The organism is Flavobacterium fluviatile, from assembly GCF_010645065.1.
In the GTDB taxonomy this organism is placed as follows: Bacteria; Bacteroidota; Bacteroidia; order Flavobacteriales; family Flavobacteriaceae; genus Flavobacterium; species Flavobacterium fluviatile.
Map to the genome: position 1 here is coordinate 13,967 of NZ_JAADZW010000030.1, position 22,660 is coordinate 36,626.

A 22,660-nucleotide genomic window follows, 5' to 3' on the forward strand; every position below is an offset into this window, starting at 1 on the left:
ACATTTATTAACTAAATAGTTGTTTTAAAATAAAGTTTTTTATTTTTGCCAACAAATTAAATTCTAAAATTAAAGATTATGTCAGACATTGCATCAAGAGTAAAAGCGATTATCGTAGACAAATTAGGTGTTGACGAAAACGAAGTTGTAACAGAAGCAAGCTTCACTAATGATTTAGGAGCTGACTCATTAGACACTGTTGAGCTTATTATGGAATTCGAAAAAGAATTTGATATTCAGATTCCGGACGATCAAGCAGAAAACATTGCTACTGTTGGTCAAGCTATTTCTTATATCGAGGAAGCTAAAAAATAATAATATCACACCCGATTCTGATTTACTTTAGATTCGGGTGTTATTATTTTAAAATTTAAATTTCGATTGATTTTCAATCCAAAAGATATATTTATATTGTAATGCCCATGGCTCTTAAGTAAACAATACAATTAAGAAAGCGTGGGTTTTATTTGTTTAAAGATACAAAATACATATTTATGGCATTAAAGCGAGTTGTTGTAACAGGATTAGGTGCTCTTACTCCCATCGGGAATAATATCCAGGAGTATTGGGATGCACTTATTAATGGTGTTAGCGGTGCTGCCCCAATAACGTATTACGATACAGAGAAGCATAAAACCAAGTTTGCCTGTGAAGTGAAAAACTTCAATATTGAGGATTATATGGATCGTAAGGAATCTCGCAGATTAGATAAATTTGCCCAGTATGCAATTGCTGCGAGTGATGAAGCTATTAAAGATGCGGGATTAACAGACGAGAATATTGACAAGCAAAGAGTAGGGGTTATCTGGGGAGCAGGAATAGGAGGTTTGGAAACTTTTCAGGATGAAGTAATGTACTATGCAAAAGGTGACGGAACTCCAAAATTCAATCCTTTCTTTATTCCCAAAATGATTGCCGATATTGCACCAGCGCATATTTCAATGCGTAATGGTTATATGGGTCCTAACTATACTACAGTTTCCGCTTGTGCATCTTCTGCAAATGCTTTGATTGATGCTTTCAACTATATTCGTTTAGGAATGTGCGATGTTATTGTATCTGGTGGTTCTGAAGCAGCAGTTACTATTGCAGGTATGGGAGGATTCAGTTCTATGCACGCCCTGTCAACAAGAAACGAAAGCCCCGAAACAGCTTCAAGACCTTTTGATGCAACCAGAGATGGTTTTGTTTTAGGTGAAGGTGCAGGAGCCTTAGTTCTTGAAGATTACGAACATGCAAAAGCCAGAGGAGCAAAAATTTATTGCGAAATTGGCGGGGGCGGAATGTCATCTGATGCTTACCATTTAACAGCTCCGCACCCGGAAGGAATTGGAGTTATTGCAGTAATGCAGAATACATTGAGAGATGCCGGAATGAAACCTGAAGAAGTTGACCATATTAACACACACGGAACTTCTACTCCTCTTGGAGACGTTGCTGAGTTAAAAGCTATCAGCGCTGTCTTTGGGGATCATGCAAAAACGATCAACATCAACTCAACAAAATCAATGACAGGACATTTACTTGGTGCTGCAGGAGCTATTGAGGCTATTGCTTCTATTTTAGCTATGCAAAACGGTATTGTTCCTCCAACAATAAATCATTCTGTGGTGGATGAAAATATTGATCCTTCATTAAACCTTACTTTAAATAAACCTCAAAAAAGAGAAGTAAATGTTGCTATGAGTAACACTTTTGGTTTTGGAGGACATAATGCCTGTGTATTGTTTAAAAAATTAGTTGACTAATTTCTGTATATGAATATTATCAAAAAAATATTTTCAAAATCCCGTTCTCAAGAAGACGGGATTTTTTTTGACACTATTCAGAAAATTCTTGGCTTTCAGCCGGTTTCGCTGGAATTTTACAGGAAAGCATTTACACATCGTTCTTCTAATAAATTGGATGCATCAGGAAATCCGATTAATTACGAACGGCTTGAGTTTCTGGGCGATGCTATGTTAAGCTCTGTCATTGCTGCACATTTATACAACAAAGCACCTAACGGAGATGAGGGTTATTTAACCAAAATGCGCTCCAAAATTGTGAGCAGGGAACATTTGAACGAATTAGGTAAAGATCTAAATTTAGTACGTTTTGTTGAGAGCAAAGTGCCAGTCCAGCATTTTGGTGAAAATATTCATGGAAATATTTTTGAAGCACTTATAGGTGCAATTTATTTAGATCTTGGATATTCTTTTTGTGAAAAATTCATTCAAAACAGGGTTATTATACCTTATGTCGATATTGCCAGGCTTGAAGGAAAAGTAATTAGTTACAAGAGTCTGGTTATTGAATGGTGTCAGAAAGAAAAAAAAATCTTTCATTACGATATTTTTGAAGATAACGGGATTGACGGGCAGCGTTTGTTTGGCGTTAAACTGAGTATAGATGACAAGATAGTAGCAAGAGCAAGGGCAACTTCAAAAAAGAAAGCGGAGGAGAAAGCATCACAAAGGGCTTATTTCGCATTTCAGGAAAAGATGGATAAGAAATAGATAAAAAGTAGTGTAATATTCTTAATGCTATAACGTTTTCGTTTATAAATTAACAAAAACATACTGTTCCTGACTGTTTAAGCTACGATAGAAATAGTATATTTACAGCTTGATATTTCATGACATGGCTATTCATAGATTGGATTTAGACGAATTTGACGAAATTGATTATTATTTGATGGCAATCCATACTTCTTTAGAAGATTATAGATTAGCTTATTTTATCAATAAAAAACTTCCGATAAACTTAAGTAAGAGCAAAAATGAGATTCATGCTCAGACTAAGGAAGGTGAGGCAAATTTTTCCAGATTTTATTTTTATGATACTGATAAAGCCCTTTCATGGAATTTGATTCAGAATAAAAATGAAATCATTTCTGTGAGTAAAAATGATTTTCAGAATTTGTTTTCAAATGAAAATAGTGAGATTTCAACAACAATTCATTTACTTCCTGAATTCAAAAAAGTAGATTTTTTCCTGAAAATCGATAATAGTGGTGAGGCTATAAACTTTTCAGAAATACAGCAAAAGCTAAATACAATTGAGAGTATCGCGGCTATTTATGCTGTAGATATCAATAAAATAAAATCAAAAAACAATTTAATTTTTTAAAGAAATGCTTACAAACAAAAAAACCAAAATTGTAGCTACACTTGGACCTGCATGTAGTACTAGAGAGATCATTAAGGATATGATCGAAGCAGGGGTTAATGTGTTCAGAATCAATTTTTCGCATGCAGATTATGAAGGAGTTAAAGAGAAAATAAATATTATTAGAGGACTAAACGAAGAATTTGGATATACTACTGCAATCCTTGGAGATTTACAGGGACCAAAGCTTAGAGTTGGTGTAATGGAAGAAGGGACAGTTGTGAACGATGGTGATATTATTACTTTTACAACGGCTGAAGATATTGTAGGGAATGCTCAGAGAGTATTCATGAAATATCAGAATTTCCCGAATGACGTGAATCCTGGTGAGCGCATCTTGTTGGATGATGGTAAGCTTATTTTTGAAATTGTTTCAACAGATAAAAAAACAGAAGTTGTTGCTAAGGTAATTCAGGGAGGGGAATTAAAATCTAAAAAAGGGGTTAATCTTCCAAACACTAAAATTTCCTTACCGGCTTTAACTGAAAAAGATATTGCTGATGCTATTTTTGCTATTGAGCAAAAGGTGGACTGGATTGCACTTTCGTTTGTTAAAACACCTCGTGATTTACAAGATTTACAGGAGTTAATCGCTAAGCATTCAGAATATAAAATTCCAATTATCGCTAAAATCGAAATGCCGGAAGCTCTTGAGAACATGGATAAAATTGTTGCTTATTGCGATGGTTTAATGGTGGCTCGCGGAGATTTAGGTGTTGAACTTCCTGCGCATGAAGTGCCATTGGTTCAAAAAGATTTAATTCGCAGAGCAAAAACTGCCAGAATTCCTGTTATTGTTGCTACACAAATGATGGAAACAATGATTACAAGTCTGACACCAACAAGAGCTGAAGTAAATGACGTTGCAAACTCAGTAATGGACGGTGCTGATGCCGTAATGTTGTCAGGAGAAACTGCAACAGGAAATTATCCGGTTCAGGTAATCCAGAGAATGACCCAGATTTGTGAAGCTGTTGAAGATTCTCCGCTGATTCATGTACCTCAAAATACACCACAAATCAAAACAAAACGTTTCATAACCAAAACAATTTGTCAGCAAGCGGCTATAATGGCCAACACAATTCAGGCAAAAGCAATCTGTACATTGACAAATAGCGGTTATACAGCTTTTCAAATTTCGGCATGGAGACCATCATCGGCACATATCTTAGTATTTACATCAAACAGAAGAATTTTAACGCAATTGAATTTATTATGGGGGGTTAAATCATTCTTCTATGATAATGAAAGCAGTACTGATGATACTGTAACTGATGTCAATAATATTGCTATAGAAAAAGGTTATGCCGTAAAAGGTGACTATTTGATTAATCTTGCTGCAATGCCAATTAAAGATAAGGGAATGGTTAATACCATGAGAGTTTCTGAGATAGAGTAATTTATCTTAGGAGAACATCTGAATACAAAAGCCATCAAAATTTATTTTTGGTGGCTTTTCTGTATAAAAAACTTTTTCATGACTTTAATACTTTGTTGTAAATAACTGATTTTAAGTGTTATAATATATTTCCGCAAAAATTTAACGAAACTGATACTAACAAATTGTATATAATTTGATTGTTTTGTAACAAAATATAAATTATAGCAACTAATTTATTAAATCATTAAATAAAAATTATGAATCGATTATCAATCAAATCAGTATTGATAGCTTCAGTGTTTTTTGTTGGAGCGACGAACAGTTTTGCACAAGACATTTTAGTAAATTCACTAAAATTAAATGCAAGTGATAAAAGCAAAGAAAACTTTAAATTCACTGAAGTTATTAATTTAGGAACTACTTCAGTAAAATTACAGGGTTCTTCCGGAACTTGCTGGAGCTATTCTACAAATTCTTTTTTAGAGTCTGAAATGATTCGTTTAGGAAAACAGCCGGTAGAATTGTCACAAATTTTTTCTGCAAGAAATGTGTATGTTGAAAAAGGGAAAAACTATGTACGTATGCATGGTGCCGTTAATTTAGGAGATGGAGGATCTTTGCATGATGTAATTAATATGTATAAAAAATACGGGACTGTACCAAGAGAAGTTTATAACGGACTCAACTACGGAACAGATAAAAATAAATTTGCAGAAATGGCAGCTCTTATTGAAGGGGTTTTGACAGCTGTTGTTAAAAATCCAAATGGTGAATTGACGCCAAGTTGGGAAAAAGCATATGCTTCAGTTATCGATTCTTATTTAGGAAAAGTTCCGGATAATTTCACCTATAAAGGAAAAAATTATACACCACAAAGTTTTGCTAAAGAAATAGTTGGAATTAATCCTGATGAATATGTAGAAATGTCATCGTTTACAAGTGCCCCGTATTATCAGAAAACAGTTTTGGCAGTGCCGGATAACTGGTCATTTGATCAGGTTTACAATGTTAAAGTAAATGATATGACTGATGTTATTGATAATGCTTTGAAAAAGGGCTATACAGTAGCATGGGCGACTGATGTGAGTGAGAAAAGTTTTAGCTGGAAAAATGGTATAGCCTATGTTTCGACAAAAAAGTTTGAAGTTATGACTGCTGAAGAAAAAGCAGATATGTTTAACGGACCAAAAGCAGAACCTGAAATCACCCCGGAAATGCGTCAGGCAGCTTTTGACAATTACCAAACGACAGATGATCATGGAATGCATATTATCGGTTTGGCAAAAGATCAGACAGGAAAAGAATATTATATAGTTAAAAATTCATGGGGAGAAACAAACGACTATAAAGGTTTCTTGTTTGTGACTAAAAATTTCGTTAAATATAAAACAACTGCCCTAATGGTTAATAAAGGAGGACTTCCAACAGAGATTGCAAAAAAACTTGGAGTTTAATTATTAAAAAACATTTAATTATCCTGACAAACTTAGAAACATGTGTTTTTGAGATTTGTTGGGATTTTTGTTGTTATTTAGCAATATAAATAGATTAAAAAGTTAATTGTGTAAAAACAGGGCTTTCTATATTTTTGTAATTAAAGATTAAATAATTAAAAATGAGAACATTTGTTATAGGTGACATTCATGGTGGTTTACTTGCACTTGAGCAAGTGATGAAAAGAGCTGAAGTGACAGAGGAAGATACTTTAGTATTTCTTGGGGATTATGTTGATGGGTGGAGCCAGTCACCCCAGGTAATTGATTATTTGATTCATCTTCAAAGCAAACAAAATTGTATTTGTATAAGAGGAAATCATGATGAGCTATTATTAGAATGGCTTAAAAATGCAAAAAATAATGAACTTTGGTATCAGCATGGTGGTGAGGCTACAGTTTTGGCTTATGAAAAATTGAATAAGGGAGAAAAGCAGGTACATATAAAATTTTTAGAATCACTTGAAGATTATCATCTCGATGAACAAAATCGTTTATTTGTTCATGCAGGTTTTACAAATTTAAATGGGGTAGGCTATGAATACTTCCCAAAATTATTTTACTGGGACAGAACATTATGGGAAACAGCCCTTTCTTTAGATCCGAATATGAAAAAAGAAGATTTGTATTATCCTAAAAGATTTACATTATATAAAGAAATTTTTATCGGGCACACGCCTGTCAGCCGCATTGGAGAAACCGTTCCTGTGAACAAAGCCTGTGTTTGGAATGTTGATACCGGAGCAGCCTTTAAAGGTCCTTTGACAATTATGAATGTAGATACAAAAGAGTTTTGGCAAAGTGAGCCTTTAAATCAATTGTATTCTAATGAAAGAGGAAGAAATTAGTTGTAAAGTTCTATTTTTGCACATAAAAATTTTAAAATTTATGAAAAAAGTTATCACACTATTGTTTTTGGTGTTATTCGGAGCTGCACAGGCACAACAGGCTTTTAAAGGAAAAGGAGATACAAAAATTAATATTGGAGCCAATATACAGGATGACGGATCAGGAATCCAGGCTTCTGTTGATTTTGGTCTGGCAGAAAATTTTTCTTATGGTTTTGTTACTTCTTATCTATTGGGAGTAAATGAATTTTCTGGATTTTATAATGGCGGAACAACTCAATATACTAATGAAAAACCAGATTTTAAAGATCGTTTCGATGCTAAATTCAGAATAAATGCCAACATTGGAAATGTTTTTAATATTGATGAAAAATTAGATATTTATCCTGGTTTAAGTTTAGGGCTGAAAAATTTTGGAGGCCATGTAGGAGGACGCTATTTTTTTACTGAAGGATTTGGTGTTTTTACAGAGTTAGGATTTCCTATTGCAAGATATGGAGACAATGACGATATGTTTGATCACTTAAACAATCAGTTTACCTTCAGCTTAGGAGCCTCTTTTAATTTGTAAAAAAATATAATAAAAGAAGGAAAGCGTCAATTTGTAATTTCAAATTGGCGCTTTTTCTGTTATAAAAATTAAGAATTTTCTGTTTTTTTAAATTTCAGCATTTTAATTTAAATCTTTCGTGTAAAATATCTTTTTTTTAGAAAATCTATTGTTTTTTCAGGGATTCGGATAATTTAAATCTATAACGTTGTAGTTATTTTATTAATATTTATACATTGTTTTTTTTTAAAGATATTTATTTTTTTTCTAAATTATTTTGTGATTAATAAATTTTAGTTATTTTCGTGTAATCGATTACATTTTGTTTCGATGATTTAAAAACTAAACTATCTATTACTTAAACCACATTTTTTATGAAAAGAATTTTACTTTACATGGCTTTGCTGTTTGTTGGAGCAAATGTTAAAGGGCAAACAATTACAAAATCTTCCGGATGGCTTGAGTCTGCTTTTGTAGAATGGTCACCTGTGGCGGGAGCTGAGAGTTATAATGTTTATTATACTGGTGGCGGAGAAACAAACAAGAAAATTGATGAACAGCTGATTCGCAGTTACGGAACCTATTTTCGAGCCGATGTTCCGGGTATTGCTGCGGGAAGCTATACTTTGACTGTGAAAGCTGTTATATCTGGTGTTGAAGGTTCAGGGACAAGCACTGGCGCTTTAAGTGTTTTGGCTCATGACCGAGCAGGTTTTGCTTTTAATGGAGGTCGTGTTCCCGGAGCATATAAAGCTGATGGTACGCCTAAAACCGGCGCTGTGATTTTGTATATTACCCAGAATACAAAAAACACAATTTCGATTAATATTACAGGTGCTAATGCTAATCCTTGTGTTGGCTTACAAAATATTTTATACGGAATCAAGAAAGGTAAAGATACACGTCCTTTTATTATTCGTATGATTGGAAATATTACTGATCCAGTTGTTCTTGAGGGGGGAGATGTTGTTATTGAAAATGCTAATAATGCTTCAAGTTATGTAACGCTGGAAGGTATTGGTAATGATGCGGTTGCAAATGGCTGGGGCATTCGTCTTAAAAAAGCATCAAACATAGAAATTAGGAATATTGGATTAATGTTGACTGATGCTGGTGAAGGAGATAATATAGGTCTTCAGGCTGATAATAATTACGTTTGGGTGCACAATTGTGATTTGTTTTACGGTGCACCGGGAGGAGATGCTGATCAGGTAAAAGGAGATGGAGCTTTGGATAGTAAAGAATCAACATTTGTTACGTTTTCTTATAATCACTTTTGGGATTCCGGAAAATCTAATCTTTTAGGGAATGGAAATTCGGAAACTCCTGGATATTTAACTTATCATCATAATTGGTATGATCATTCAGATAGCAGGCATCCGCGTGTAAGAACTCATACTGTTCATGTGTACAATAATTATTATGATGGAAATTCAAAATATGGAGCCGGATCTACACTGGGATCGTCTGTATTTATGGAAGCAAATTTTTTCCGTAACTGTAAGTATCCTATGCTTACTTCCGGGCAAGGTACTGATAAGTATGGAGGTGCAGTAGGGACTTTCTCCGGAGAGGCTGGAGGAACAATAAAGGCTTTTAATAATGTTATGAGTGGCCAAACACGTTATGTTGTTTATGACGCAATCAATAATCCAATAGAATTCGATGCGATTGAAGTGACGGATAAATCACTTCCTGTAAGCAATAGTATTAAGTCAAAATCAGGATCAAATGTTTATAATAATTTTGATATTGATCCTTTAATTATGTATTCTTATACTGCTGATAGTCCGGCTGATGCAAAAACAAATACAATGGCTTATGCTGGACGTGTTGAAGGAGGAGATTTGAAATGGACTTTTAACAATGCCGTCGATGACACTTCATCAGATGTGAATACAGCATTAAAAACAGCTCTAACAAACTATACAACAAAATTGGTTGCAGTACAGGGAGAAACTGCAGCGCCGGGTAACCAAACATTAACAGCAACTACAAGCAACAATAATCAAACAGTGTCCAGTGGTACTGCAATTAGTAATATTGTATTTACATGGGGAGGTGATGCCACTGATGTATCTGTTACAGGATTACCAAACGGAATTACTGCTACAAAAAACACTACTGCTAAAACATTAACGCTTTCGGGAACGCCTACTGAAACAAAGGAATATACAGTAACGACAACAGGAAGTGCAGGGACTGCTGCTTCAGATTCAGGAACAATCACTGTGCTGCCTCCAAGTAGTCAAGTGCTTACTCTGACTAGTAATAATAATAGCACGCAGACGATAACTTTAGGTTCGGCTATTGCTCCGATTGTATTAACATGGAGCGGGGATGCTGTAGATGCTGAAGTAGATACATTGCCTGCAGGTCTTGGATCAGTAAAGGATATGTCAGCAAAAACAATTACAATATCTGGTACTCCAACAGCAACAGGTTCGTTTACTTTTACGGTAACTACTTCGGGTAGTATCGGGACACTGGTTTCAGTATCGGGAACTATTACTGTTAATAGTGTACCTGTAGGTGATGTAATTCACAATTATACATTGTCTGGAACGACAAGTAATTTTTATACATTTCTTGGGAGTGCAAAATCTGGTCCTGCAGCAACAACATATGAGGGATTATCATTGACAAAGGCTCACAAAATGGATTCTGCTGGAAAAGTAACTTATACTACAACCGCAGCATCAACTTTAACACTAGTTATTTTAAGTGCTAAAACTTCTCCAACTATCAAGCTTAACGGCACAGCTTATCCAATTCCTGCTGATGGGGTTTTAGTAATCCCGAATGTTCCTGCAGGTTTAAATACCATTCTACAAGGCAATGGTGAATCGCATTTATATTACCTTAAAACCTCATACGCAACGTTAGGTATAGGAGATAATGTCCAGATTTCAAAATTAGCTGTATATCCTAACCCTGTTTCCGATCAATTATTTATTTCTTCTGAAAATGAAAAGGTAGAAAATGTAATGATTTACAGTTTGTCAGGTGCGGTGGTGAAAAATGTTTCAAATGAGGTTGAATCAGTTGATGTCAGCGATCTTGCTTCAGGTAATTATATTGTAAAAGTGACAACGGATGAAGGTACTGTTACTAAGAAAATTTTTAAAAAATAATGCCTGACTAACCATTATTTTAAAAGTAAAAGGCTTCCAATTTTGGAAGCCTTTTATGATTTATTAAACGCTACAAATCAAATTTTATACCCTGTGCCAATGGAAGGCTCGTTGAATAATTAATAGTATTGGTCTGGCGTCTCATGTAAACTTTCCAGGCATCAGAACCAGATTCTCTTCCGCCTCCGGTTTCTTTTTCGCCTCCAAAAGCACCTCCAATTTCAGCTCCTGAAGTTCCAATATTTACATTAGCAATTCCGCAATCAGATCCGGTAACCGATAAAAATCTTTCGGCTTCACGCAAATTGTTGGTCATAATTGCAGATGATAATCCTTGTGCAACACCATTTTGAATTTCAATGGCATTATCGACTTCACCAGCATATTTTATCAGATATAAAACTGGTGCAAAGGTTTCATGTTGGACTATTTCAAATGCATTTTCTGCTTCGGCAATAGCAGGTTTTACATAACAGCCGCTTTCATAACCCTCGGCGGAAAGTACGCCGCCTTCCACTAAAATTGTTCCTCCTTCTGCAACAACTCTGTTTAGGGCTTTTGCATACATTTCAACAGCATGAATGTCAATTAATGGTCCTACGTGATTGTTTTCGTCAAGCGGATTTCCGATTCGTAATTGTTTGTAAGCAGCAACTAAAGCTTCTTTTACCTTATCATAAATACTTTCGTGAATAATCAGTCGTCGTGTTGAAGTACAGCGTTGTCCGGCAGTACCTACAGCACCAAAAACAGCACCAATCACGGTCATTTTTATATCGGCATCCGGAGTTACAATAATGGCATTGTTACCTCCTAATTCTAATAATGATTTGCCTAAACGTCCGGCAACAGCCTGGGCTACTATTTTTCCCATTCGGGTAGAACCGGTTGCAGAAATTAAAGGAATTCGTGTATCAGCTGTCATTAATTCGCCAATGGTATAATCACCATTTACCAAACATGAAATTCCTTCAGGTAAATTATTTTCTTTGATAACCTGAGCAATTATATTTTGGCAGGCGATTCCGCAAAGGGGTGTTTTTTCTGAAGGTTTCCAGACACAAACATCTCCGCAAATCCATGCTAAGGCTGTGTTCCAGGACCAAACGGCAACGGGAAAATTAAATGCTGAAATGATTCCTACAATTCCTAAGGAATGATATTGCTCATACATACGATGTCCGGATCTTTCAGAATGCATCGTTAATCCGTGCAACTGGCGCGACAAACCTACTGCAAAATCACAAATGTCAATCATTTCCTGTACTTCTCCATACCCTTCCTGTAATGATTTGCCCATTTCATAAGAAACCAATTTGCCAAGGGCTTCTTTATTTTGGCGTAATTTTGCTCCAAACTGACGCACAATTTCTCCACGCTGAGGTGCCGGAATTAAACGAAATGTTTTAAAAGCTTCTGTTGCAGACTGCATTACTTTTTCGTAATCTTCAGCTGTAGAGATTTTTACGGATGCGATTAATTTTCCGTCAACAGGGGAATAACTATCTAAAATTTCTCCGGAAGAAAAATTTTCCAGACCCGTTGATGTTCCTTCATTTATAAATTTGATGCCCAATTTTTCAAGGGCTTCATTAATTCCAAATTGAGATGCTATTGTTGTCATTATAACTTTTTTATTTTAAAATGTGATATTTTTACGTAAAGATATTGTTTTCAGATTGAATTTTCCTGTTGAAGTATAAAGTAAATTTAGGCTTATTTACAGGATTTTCGAAAATACAAGTAACTAAATTCACTTTAATTGATGAAATTTGTGACCGTAAAAATTTGGGTATGAAAATTATAAAAATACTTTTAGTCTGTTTGGTTCTTATGCCAAATCATTCATTTTCCCAGAAAGCTCAAAAAACAGCTTTTCAGGTTGTTCCTTTGGGAGTTAAGGGCGGCATTGACGAAAAAAATCTTTCGGCTTATTTAGTGTCGCCTGTAAACACGAAAGATTACATCTGTCTGGATGCCGGAACAATAAATGCAGGAATTGAGCAGGCTATTGAAAATAAGGTGTTCAGGGTTTCTGCAAGTGAAGTTTTGCGGAAATACATTAAAGGATATTTGATTTCACACGCCCATTTAGATCATGTTTCGGGGTTGATAATTAACTCACCTGCAGATTCATCGAAAACGGTTTACGCTGCAAAAAAATGCATGGAAATGATGGAAGACCACTATTTTAATGACCAGACCTGGGCTAATTTTGGAGACGAAGGACCTGGTTTTCATATCAGGCGTTATCATTTTCAGACTTTAAATCTAAAAGAAGAAACCGCAATTACTAATACAAAAATGACGGTAAAAACTTTTCCGTTAAGTCACGTGAATCCATACGAAAGTGCTGCTTTTTTAATTAGAAACAATGATGATTATGTTCTGTATCTTGGTGATACGGGACCGGATGCAGTAGAAAAAAGTAATAACCTGAAGGACTTATGGACAGCTGTTGCGCCATTAATTCAGAGTAAACAATTAAAAGGCATTTTTATAGAAGTTTCATTCCCGAATGAGCAGCCGGATCAGTTTTTATTTGGACATCTGACACCTGAATATCTGATGGATGAACTTCATAAATTAGAGAAATTAGCAGGCAAAAATTCTTTAAACGGATTTAAAATTGTGATCACACATTTAAAACCGCCTGCTAAGAATATTGTAAAAATTAAAGAACAATTGAAAATTCAGAATGATTTGGGATTGAAATTAATCTTTCCTGAACAGGGGAAAAGTTTTGAGTTGTAGTTTCTGGGATTTATTATATTTTCGTTTTTTAAACCTGGAAAGGGAAAAATCTGTATGGAAAAAATTAATTTTTATATTCCTGATTTGAATCCGGATGCAGTTAAATATGTAAATACTGCGCTGCATTCAGGAAAAAGTTTATTCAGGGGTGACTTTCATGAAAAATGTACACAATATTTTGATACCCTTTTCTTTCCGTCAAAATCATATTTAGTATCGTCTTGTACAGATGCTATCTGTATGGCTTTAATAACATTAGAATTGCAGCAACGAGATGAAATAATTATTCCTTCGTTTACTTTTGTAAGTGTTGCCAATGCCTTAAAAAACAGAGGCTGCCAGATAAAACTTGCCGATTCACTGGAAAATAGTCCGGATATGGATTTAGATTCGGTTAAAAAATTAATTACATCTGAAACAAAAGCGGTAATAGATGTTTATTATGGTGGAATAGTATCTGAAGAAAATTTAAGGATTCGCCAATTCTGCAAGGAGAATAATCTTTTTTATATTGCTGATGCGGCGCATTTATTAATTTCTGAACAAACAGCGAAAACTATCATAGAAATCGCGGATATAACTGTTTTTTCTTTTCATGAGACAAAAGTTTTAAATTGTGGTCAGGGAGGTTTGATGGTCTTAAATAGGAATGAGAAAAATAAAACTGCAAATGAAATTTACAATCATGGCACAGACAAATTCTCGCTAAACATTTCAAATAAAAAATTTTATGAATGGACTAATGAAGGTTTAGAATTTAATCTTAATGAAATTTCATGTGCTTTGTTATGGAGTCAGATTGAGGGTTCAAAAAAAATTATTGACAATCTTAGAAAAATTGTCTTAAAATATAATGAGTGCTTAAAAGCATTAAAAAACAGTGGAAAAATCAAAAACTGGTCCGAATCAGACGCTTCATCGTTCTGTCCAACAATAATGTATTTGGTACTGGATTCAGATGAAAACTGCATAAACTTAAAAGAATATTTAAGTTATAAAAATATTGACACAAGACAGCATTATTATCCGTTGCATCAATCACAATTTTACAGGGAGAAGTTACAACAGGAGGACAACTGCAATAATGCATCAAATTTATACGGACAGTTACTCAGACTTCCTCTTTATAACTCACTTTCACAAGAAGATGTGATAACTATTTGTAATTCTATTTTAACATTTTATGGAGCAAAAGACTCAGCTTTGGTTTAATGATTTAGACCCGACAGCCAAATATTTTGGTGATGAACCGCCAATTATTATCGTTGACAATTATCAGGAAGTAATTGACATTAAAAAAAATCTGGGAATCCTGTATGATGAATTAAAGCAGTTCCTTTTGTTGAATGAAATGGATCCTTATTTTAATACTTCTTTAGTAAATAATGAAAAAGACTGGAAAACCATTGGACTCAAAGTTTGGGGAATTCCATTACTCAAAAAAGCAAAAAAATTTCCTCAAACGAATGCGCTTTTAAAACAACATAAAAGCATTTTAACCTTTTCATTCAATAAATTAGAACCAAATAGTGTCATAAAGCCACATTCGGGTGATTGTAACGGAACGATAAGAATTCACATTGGGCTGGATGTTCCGGCAAGTCTTCCATTATGCGGCTTCAGGGTAAAAGGAACAGAACAACCGTGGGAAAACGGAGAAGCTTTTGGTTTTATTGATGCTTTTGAACATGAATCATGGAACAGAACAAGTTCTCCCAGATATATTATTTTACTTGATATAATTAGACCCGAATTGAAGAAGTGGAAAAATTATATTTGTTTCAGGGTTTTAATGAGTCTGCTCCTTCAAAAAATTGTGTATGTTTTCCCCTTTCTCTTAAAAAGTCCGGACTGGTTTAAAAAGAGTATTTTTGTATTGCTGGGATTGCCAAAATATATTCTTGCAATTTTTAGTCGGGAAAAATAATTTTAAATTCTGATCCCAAAACGATATTTTCTTCTTTCAGTATTTTTTGAATAAAGTGATCCATTTCAGTTTTTTCAAAATAAAATTCTACAGTGTCAGTAATCTTTAAATCATTTGGGAATTTTGATATTGTGTTATAAAAATCGTTCTTTTTCAAAGAAAATATGCTGTAAAGCGGATGCTCTTCTTTTAAAACATAACCTATCAATTTATTAAATTGGAGGGCATTATCATTATCATTTAAAACCTTTACAATGTTTTCCCTGAGGTTGAAATTAAATCCGCAATAGGTAAATAAAAGTGAGATTAATATAGGATAACCAGTTCCGTAAATCGTATTATCAATTAGAAATATACCACTGTTGTAACTGATTTTTTGTTCCCAGTCAATGTTGTCAGAATAAATAAGGCCAATGGGTTCATGGTCAATTTTGCATATAAAAAACAGTTTATTTTTGGTAACAACATCTTCAAACCAAATCTCCTGCTCATCAAAAGTAATATATTCCCGATAAATCATTTTGTTCTGAATGCTTTCAAGATTTCTCCAATTCCGAATTTGTTCTATATGGTGACTTTTGATGCTTTCCAGTTCAATATTTTGATATTTTATAATCATTTTTTTAAAATGTTTGTTTCAAATATTTAAAATAGTCTTTGAGTTTATATCTGGATTTTTTCAATAATGATTTTCTGTGAACTACATCAAAATAGCCTATGGATGGAGTAAGTTTTGCTAATTTTTTATCCAAAAGTTCATCCGAAATACCCGAATTAATTAATCTTTCATTTATTGCCTGTGTCCAGATTCTGAAAGATGATTTTGATTCATTTGAATTTCGGAGCAATTTTCGAACTATTTTTCTCCAGATAGCTTCCTGAATTTCTATAAATCGGGCATAAACCAAATCGTTGCCAGATGTTATGAGATAATTTTGCATTTTTAGAATAAAGTCAGAATTGTGCTGACCATCATCATCCATAGTAACAATAAATTTACCTTTTGCGATGACACAACCTTGATATGTAGCCTGATGTTGTCCATAATTTCGGTCTAATTGAAGTGCTTTAACATTCTCAAACTGTTTTTCCAGATTATATAAAGCCAGTTTTTCATTATAATTGTTACCGTCGTCAACCAGAATTATTTCGTGTGAAACAGTATTTAAGACAAGTTTCAGTTCAGCCAAAACAGTTTTTAATACTGATGAAGACTTGTAGCATGGTATGATGACAGAAATTTCCAATTTTACAAAGTACCTAAATGCAGGCCGCCGTCCAGAACAATATTGTTTCCCGTCATCCAGCGCGACTGGCCGCTAAGGAGGAAAGCACATAAATTGGCCACATCTTTTGGATAACCAACTCCTAATGGATATTTGTCTAAATGTTTGTTCATAGTATCTTCAGAGATATTATCAACCGCTTCATCAAATAATGGGGTCTTTACCATGCCGGGAGAAATTGAATTTGCCCTTATTCTTTTATTCGAAAACTCCAATGCCACATTTCTCACATAAGCTTCCAGAGCTGCTTTGGAAGAGCTGTAAAGTGTGCCACCCAGGTGAGGGAACTGACTCGAAATAGAGGATATAAAAACCAATGATCCGTTTTCGTTTATTTTTTTTTGTTTTAGCAGTAAACTAACAATTATCGCTGCAGTATAAAAATTAGTATGCATCATGGAGTCAATTTTTTTCCAATTAATAAAAGATGCGGGAAACGGTTCAATTTTACCGGAAGAGATGACAACTCCATCCAGAGGACTAATTTTAGCTATAAATTCAGCAACTGCTTTTTCGTCTGTTAAATCAAGGGCGAAAATAGCAAACGTAGCACTTGCAGCTAATGAAATACACTTTTTTTGTGTTTCTTCGAGGTTTTCAATGTTGCGTCCCAACAAAATCAGACTGGCACCATCTTCTGCCAGACGACAGGCTGTTTCTCTTCCAATACCGGATGAAGCTCCGGTTATTAAAAAAGTTTTATTCTGAAAATCGTAAGTTTTCATTGCTGTTATAATTCGATTAAATCCAGTATTTCAACATTAGCTGTTTGTAAAATTACATTTGCCCATGAAAGGCCAACTCCAAAACCGCTAAATAATAAAGTTTTATTTTGGTAAGAATGCTGTTTTGAATTTACCACAAGTGTTAACGGAATGGATGCAGAGCTTGTATTGCCAAAATTTTCCAATGAATAAGGAACTTTTTCTTTTTCGACTTTGCATTTGATACGAATGGTTTCATTCATAATTTTATTGGCCTGATGCATAATCCAGTAATCAATGCTATCGAAATTTATAGTATTATCAGCCAGAAGATTTTTTACCGCAACAGGAACCTGATTGACAGAAAAATAAAAAACTTCTTCTCCATTGAGTTTTAAATTAAGATCGTTTCGGGTTATTCCGATGGAAATTTCTTCATCTTTTAATTGCTCAATATTAAAAGGTTCCCGGCAATGACCGCCCGGAATCATAATGTTTTCTGCTCCGCTACCATCGCTGCCTAATTCAAATTTCCAGCTTTGCCCATTTTCTTTCCATTCAATTGCCGATGCAGAACCCGCATCTCCAAAAAGTGGATAAGTGCTTTTGTCTTTTGGATTTAAACAAAATGACGAAATATCGCCAGCCAGTAAAAGTCCTTTTTTGATCTGTCCATTGGTCATAAAAGAAGCCATAATAGAAAGTCCGTAGGCATATCCTGAACATCCTAAAGGCACATCAAAACAAATACATGATTTTGAAAGTCCAAGTCTTTCCTGCAAAAGGATAGAAGTAGAAGGGATGACATAATCCCTGGATTGTGAGATAAATATCAATATTTGAATCTCGTCCTTGTTCCAGTTCAGCTTTTTAATAAGTTTTTCTGCAGCTTCGAAACACAAATCAGAGCACAGATGTTTTACAGATTTTCTTCTTTTGCTGACACCGGTTGTTTTAATAAACAAATCACGCTCTTTCTCAGAAGGAAATTCATAAGTATCATTCTGTTCCTCATTGGAAGGCACAGCAACAGCAATTCCGCTTAGCTCTAAGTTTTTGAAGGAAATTAAAGCCATCTTTTATATAAAACTATATAACTCTTTAATAGAATTGCAATTTTTTAACTGGTCTACTTTTACCGAAGTGTCAAACTCTGTTTCCATTAGGGCCATGATCAATAATGCATTCATAGAATTCCAGCCATCCAGATCTTTTATGTTTGTTTCGGGAGTGATTTTATCCAGTTCAATTCCTTCAATATTTTCAGCTAGCACTTTCATTAAATCTTCAATTGTGGGCTTCATTATCTTTTTATTATAAAATTTATGGTATTAAATTAAGCTTTTCATTTCGACAAATATAGTATTAAGTACTATAAAAATTATTGAATCCCAAATTTTATAAATTCCATGGATCAAAATAAACTTAATGAAGACAAATTAGCATAGTGAATGAAAATAATTTTAGTTTTACAGCCTGAAGATAATTTTTTAGCATAATGAAGAACATTGTTTCATTTAAATACAATTTTGTACTCATAATTTTAATTGTAACTACACTGCTGTATTTTAATTCGTTGTCTAATGATTTTAATATTGACGATCACTTATATTATAATGAAGAACTTGCCAATAAAGATATAACTGAAGCAGTAAAAATTATTTTTACAGAACCTTCATTTACGCAGGTTGACGGATTAAAGCACGAATACAGGTCTGTTTCTAAACTATTATTTTATCTCGAAGTAAAAATATTCGGTATGAACCCTTTTGTTTCTCATACTATAAGTTTGCTTTTTTTTCAAAGCTTTTTAATCCTTCTTTGGTATTTTATAAAAAAGGTTATTCAGTTTAAAGATTCTTTTTTAGCTGAAGCATCAATATTACTTCTGGCTGTTCATCCATTGTCTACAGAAATCGTCTGCAGCAGTAAGGCAAGAGAAGAATTGTATGTCGTTCTTTTTGGTTTAGTTGCGGTAATTTCTTTGTTTAAATATTTGAAAACAAATAAGAAAACTTATCTTATTTCATTATTTGTTTGTTATATTCTGGCGATTTTATCTAAGAAAACGGGTATTTTGTTATTGGTGATTCTTCCGTTGCTTTTTTATATGTGGTCAGAAGAACTCAAAATTAAAAAAAGCATTATTTTTTCGGGATTGTTATTTTTTGTGGGATATTTAACTATATATGTTCATGATCAATTAGAATCCGGCGACAGAGTATTATTGTTTATTGAAAACCCATTAGTAAATCAAAATGTTACAATATTAGAAAGAATTAAAACAGGATTTGATGTCATAGGAAAATATATTACCACTATTTTGTATCCGAAACATTTGTCCTCATATTACGGTTATCCTCTTTTTGATGTAATTAAAGATTTCAGTGTTCATTTTTTTATTGGTTTACTGTTTTTTATGTTTGGGATTCCTCTTGGTATTTATTTATTCCTTAAAAGAAATTATTATGGTTTTTTTCTACTTTCTACAGTAGTAATCCTTTTTAGTTTTTCGAATATCCCGGAGTTATTGCCAGGTGTTTTTGCAGACAGGTTTGGATTTATAATAATGCTTTTTATGGTGCCGCTTTTGGTTAAATTAGTAACTATAATTGCTTCAGCTGCCAAAGGTTCAAATCAATTAAAATATTATGTATTAGTTCTGTCAATTTTGTTTTTAAGCATGCTAAGTTATAAAAGAAGCCTGCAATGGAAAGATTTAGAAACTTTGTTTACAGCTGATGTTCAGTCATATCCTGAGAATCATAAATTACTTTTAGAATTAGGAAATTTTTATTTTGAAAAAGCGCTGGCTGAAAACGATTTTAGCGAAAAAGAGAAATCGCTTATTACTGGCAGGAAATATTATGAAAAGTCTATAGCTGTTTTTCCAGATAACCAAATGGTAAAATCCAATTTGGAGATCATTAGTTGCAAGCTTGGAAACGAAAAAAAATGTAATGACTTTATCTTAAAAAGTAATTCCACCAGAGACAAAGAACAGTATTTAATGTATTTGCATGACTATTTTTTAAATAAAAAAGACACCTTAAAAGCAATAAAATACCTGGAGAAAATTTTAATAATCAATCCTGATTATCAAAGAGGATATGAAACTATTAACCGTCTTTATTTTAAATCCGGACAGGAGGAAAAAGGAATAAAAATTCTTGAAAAATTCATTGCTAAATATCCAGAATCTCCCTTGGGATATGCAGAAATGGCCAATTATATTTTGACTAAAAAAGATACTTTAGAAGCTTTGCCTTATATTGAAAAAGCAGCGATAAGAAAACCATATAATCCTGGAGTTTTATCCTTTTTGATAAATTATTTTCAAAAAAAGAATAATTATAAGAAAACCAGCTATTACAATTCGATACTCTCAGAAACAGAATAAAACACGTTAAAGTTTTTTCTTATAAATACCTGATTTCCATGTAAAATATTATGATTTTAACTAAAAATTAAGTTTTTTTTGGTATAATATTCTGTTAAATATTATTTTTGAAAATCGGTTTTATAAAATGTTTATATGCAGAAACTTTACATTTTTATTCTCTTATTTTTTCTTTTTTTAACAGCTAATAAAATTAGTGCACAAACCTTTCAGTACGATTGGACTGATGCACATGGGGATAATTCCATAAATTATACTTATAATTATTATTACGGTTGTGGATATTCTTCTTATTATTATACATGTTTAGGCTCAGCCACCAGCGCTCAGGTACCTTCATTTTCTGAGACAAAATTATCTGTAAATCAAAACAATGAAACAATTTTTACAGGAACGGCTAACAGAACTTTTGATGTTGACTCAGGACCTTCTGCCTTAAATATTTCGCCAAGTAACTTCACAGCATCTTATCCATCATATTATAATTTTGGTTATACTTTATCTAATAATGAGAGTTTTATAGGAAAAAGAAAAAATGATGGCAGTATAGCATGGGCAGGTTTTTTAAAAGCTACAATAAATAATCAACAAAGTTCTAATAATATTATTGGTCAGGCTGTTACTCCTGCCGGAGATGTGATAATAGCAGGAACCTATTTTGTGCCTACAAATCTTAATATTGTTGTGAGTTCCCCTTCATTTGTTGTAAATCCTGTATCGCAGGGTGTTCAGGATATTTTTATTGCTAAATATAACGGAACCACTGGCGAACTAATTTGGGGGAAAAGTTTGGGGACAAACGCGATGGATTTAATAACTGATTTGGCATTAGATTCAAGCGGGAATATCATATTAGCTGGACATACTAATGGAAGCAATCTTGATTTGGATACCGGAACAGGTACACAAATAATAGATGGGCAAACTACCGGACGACGTTCTTTCATAGCAAAATATGATTCTAACTTTAATTTTATATGGAAATTAGAAAGAGTATATACTGCTGTTAGTAAAATAAAAATAGATGGGTCAAATAATGTATATGAGTTTTCTAATTATTATGGCGCAGCAATAGATTTAAATGGTACTGGGGGGGTTACAAATTTTACATCAAACGGTACACATTCTTTTATTTCAAAATATTCTTCATCAGGAAATTATATTTGGACAAAAGAAATAAAAAAAGATGATAACACATTTGTATATACTTCGATTGCGGATGCGAAAATCAGTAATAATTCCATTTACTTTATACTTGACTTAAATTCTTCAGGAAACTCAGCAGATCTAAATCCTAATCCTGCTCAGCAAAATCTAGTTGAAAATGATGTAGCCACGAGAACTATTGTTCAATGGAATACTGATGGAGATTATATTTGGAATTTACCGGTTTATAATACTTTTTCAAATTCTATTTATAATTTAGATGTTAATGAAAATGACGAAATTCTTTTTGCAGATTACAATTATACAGGTTATGATATTGATCCAACTTCAGGTGTTTTGACTTTGAGTCCCGGAAATGTTTATTGGATAAAATTAAATGCCGACCACACAGTTAATTTTGCTTCACCTCTTCGCTTTCCAAGTAGTAGAACAATTTCGGATATTATTTACGATAATGCAGGGAACGTAATTTTAGGGGGTAATTCTGTGACAGCAACGGCTAACTTAAATGCAGCCGATTTATCAGAAAATAGTTTTTTAAGTCAAAATGTAGGGGAACGAAATTATTTTATCACACAATACAAACTAAATTGTACAACAATTGCACCTACTGCAGATGCTGCCCAAATATTTTGTAACGCTGCTACAGTTGGCGATTTATCAGCCACAGGAACAGCTATCAAATGGTACGCTTCCTCAACACTTGGTTCAGAATTGCCGTCAACAACTGCACTGGTTAGCGGTACGACTTACTACGCATCGCAAACACTCAATTCATGTGAAAGCACCAATCGTACAGCAGTTGCGGTAACGATCAATACTACAGCAGCACCAACAGCAACTGCTACACAATCTTTCTGTAATGC

Annotated in this window: 20 protein-coding genes; 14 read left to right on the top strand and 6 right to left on the bottom strand. The window is 33.6% G+C overall.

Annotated elements, in window-relative coordinates; translation table 11 throughout:
• The first annotated feature begins 78 nt into the window (after nucleotides 1-78).
• The 9 genes from GXM17_RS19445 (at nucleotide 79) to GXM17_RS19485 (ending at nucleotide 10,556) form a co-directional block, all read left to right on the top strand.
• Complete coding sequence (locus GXM17_RS19445) at nucleotides 79-315, top strand: acyl carrier protein (protein ID WP_007137004.1); 237 nt, start codon at nucleotides 79-81, stop codon at nucleotides 313-315.
• A 179-nt stretch (nucleotides 316-494) separates the two neighbouring features.
• Complete coding sequence (gene fabF, locus GXM17_RS19450) at nucleotides 495-1,748, top strand: beta-ketoacyl-ACP synthase II (RefSeq protein WP_163401208.1); 1,254 nt, start codon at nucleotides 495-497, stop codon at nucleotides 1,746-1,748.
• 9 nt (nucleotides 1,749-1,757) lie between these two features.
• The gene (gene rnc / locus GXM17_RS19455; RefSeq protein ID WP_163401209.1) at nucleotides 1,758-2,498 is read left to right on the top strand and encodes a ribonuclease III; all 741 of its coding nucleotides are present in this window, start codon (nucleotides 1,758-1,760) and stop codon (nucleotides 2,496-2,498) included.
• A gap of 124 nt (nucleotides 2,499-2,622) precedes the next feature.
• A complete protein-coding gene (locus tag GXM17_RS19460) occupies nucleotides 2,623-3,111 on the top strand; it encodes an IPExxxVDY family protein (RefSeq protein WP_163401210.1) in 489 nt (162 codons plus the stop codon).
• A 4-nt stretch (nucleotides 3,112-3,115) separates the two neighbouring features.
• Complete coding sequence (gene pyk / locus GXM17_RS19465) at nucleotides 3,116-4,549, top strand: pyruvate kinase (protein ID WP_163401211.1); 1,434 nt, start codon at nucleotides 3,116-3,118, stop codon at nucleotides 4,547-4,549.
• Between the two features lie 239 nt (nucleotides 4,550-4,788).
• Nucleotides 4,789-5,985 (top strand): C1 family peptidase, encoded by a 1,197-nt coding sequence (locus GXM17_RS19470; protein WP_163401212.1) that lies wholly within the window; start codon nucleotides 4,789-4,791, stop codon nucleotides 5,983-5,985.
• 161 nt (nucleotides 5,986-6,146) lie between these two features.
• Nucleotides 6,147-6,872 (top strand): metallophosphoesterase family protein, encoded by a 726-nt coding sequence (locus GXM17_RS19475; protein WP_163401213.1) that lies wholly within the window; start codon nucleotides 6,147-6,149, stop codon nucleotides 6,870-6,872.
• A gap of 40 nt (nucleotides 6,873-6,912) precedes the next feature.
• Complete coding sequence (locus tag GXM17_RS19480; RefSeq protein ID WP_163401214.1) at nucleotides 6,913-7,443, top strand: DUF6646 family protein; 531 nt, start codon at nucleotides 6,913-6,915, stop codon at nucleotides 7,441-7,443.
• Between the two features lie 353 nt (nucleotides 7,444-7,796).
• Entirely contained in the window at nucleotides 7,797-10,556 is a 2,760-nt protein-coding gene (locus GXM17_RS19485; RefSeq protein WP_163401215.1) for a pectate lyase family protein, read from the top strand.
• A 70-nt stretch (nucleotides 10,557-10,626) separates the two neighbouring features.
• Here the strand turns inward: GXM17_RS19485 and amaB are convergent, their stop codons facing one another.
• Entirely contained in the window at nucleotides 10,627-12,180 is a 1,554-nt protein-coding gene (amaB, locus tag GXM17_RS19490) for an L-piperidine-6-carboxylate dehydrogenase (protein WP_163401216.1), read from the bottom strand.
• 170 nt (nucleotides 12,181-12,350) lie between these two features.
• Here amaB and GXM17_RS19495 point away from each other — a divergent pair, with 170 nt between their 5' ends.
• From GXM17_RS19495 to GXM17_RS19505, 3 genes are read left to right on the top strand one after another with little or no spacing between them, the layout of a single operon-like run.
• The gene (locus tag GXM17_RS19495) at nucleotides 12,351-13,310 is read left to right on the top strand and encodes an MBL fold metallo-hydrolase (protein WP_163401217.1); all 960 of its coding nucleotides are present in this window, start codon (nucleotides 12,351-12,353) and stop codon (nucleotides 13,308-13,310) included.
• A 54-nt stretch (nucleotides 13,311-13,364) separates the two neighbouring features.
• Nucleotides 13,365-14,522: an aminotransferase class I/II-fold pyridoxal phosphate-dependent enzyme gene (locus GXM17_RS19500; protein WP_163401218.1), complete on the top strand. Its 1,158-nt coding sequence runs from the start codon at nucleotides 13,365-13,367 to the stop codon at nucleotides 14,520-14,522.
• Nucleotides 14,494-15,237: an aspartyl/asparaginyl beta-hydroxylase domain-containing protein gene (locus GXM17_RS19505; RefSeq protein ID WP_163401219.1), complete on the top strand. Its 744-nt coding sequence runs from the start codon at nucleotides 14,494-14,496 to the stop codon at nucleotides 15,235-15,237. The genes GXM17_RS19500 and GXM17_RS19505 overlap by 29 nt, the downstream gene beginning before the upstream one ends.
• Here the strand turns inward: GXM17_RS19505 and GXM17_RS19510 are convergent.
• The 5 genes from GXM17_RS19510 to GXM17_RS19530 are packed head-to-tail and all read right to left on the bottom strand — an operon-like array spanning nucleotide 15,221 to nucleotide 18,531.
• Nucleotides 15,221-15,856 carry a GNAT family N-acetyltransferase gene (locus GXM17_RS19510; RefSeq protein WP_163401220.1) on the bottom strand — a complete coding sequence of 212 codons (636 nt, stop codon included), beginning with the start codon at nucleotides 15,854-15,856 and terminating at the stop codon, nucleotides 15,221-15,223. The genes GXM17_RS19505 and GXM17_RS19510 overlap by 17 nt on opposite strands.
• Nucleotides 15,857-15,860: 4 nt before the next feature.
• Nucleotides 15,861-16,484, bottom strand: coding sequence for a glycosyltransferase family 2 protein (locus GXM17_RS19515; protein ID WP_163401221.1), 624 nt, complete (start codon nucleotides 16,482-16,484; stop codon nucleotides 15,861-15,863).
• A gap of 2 nt (nucleotides 16,485-16,486) precedes the next feature.
• Nucleotides 16,487-17,248 carry an SDR family NAD(P)-dependent oxidoreductase gene (locus GXM17_RS19520; protein ID WP_163401222.1) on the bottom strand — a complete coding sequence of 254 codons (762 nt, stop codon included), beginning with the start codon at nucleotides 17,246-17,248 and terminating at the stop codon, nucleotides 16,487-16,489.
• Nucleotides 17,249-17,253: 5 nt separating this feature from the next.
• A complete protein-coding gene (locus GXM17_RS19525) occupies nucleotides 17,254-18,303 on the bottom strand; it encodes a 3-oxoacyl-ACP synthase III family protein (RefSeq protein WP_163401223.1) in 1,050 nt (349 codons plus the stop codon).
• A 3-nt stretch (nucleotides 18,304-18,306) separates the two neighbouring features.
• Entirely contained in the window at nucleotides 18,307-18,531 is a 225-nt protein-coding gene (locus GXM17_RS19530; RefSeq protein WP_163391686.1) for an acyl carrier protein, read from the bottom strand.
• 194 nt (nucleotides 18,532-18,725) lie between these two features.
• Here GXM17_RS19530 and GXM17_RS19535 point away from each other — a divergent pair, with 194 nt between their 5' ends.
• Entirely contained in the window at nucleotides 18,726-20,627 is a 1,902-nt protein-coding gene (locus GXM17_RS19535; RefSeq protein WP_163401224.1) for a tetratricopeptide repeat protein, read from the top strand.
• A 135-nt stretch (nucleotides 20,628-20,762) separates the two neighbouring features.
• Nucleotides 20,763-22,660 (top strand): immunoglobulin domain-containing protein (locus GXM17_RS19540; RefSeq protein ID WP_163401225.1); only part of this gene is annotated, 1,898 nt, incomplete at its 3' end.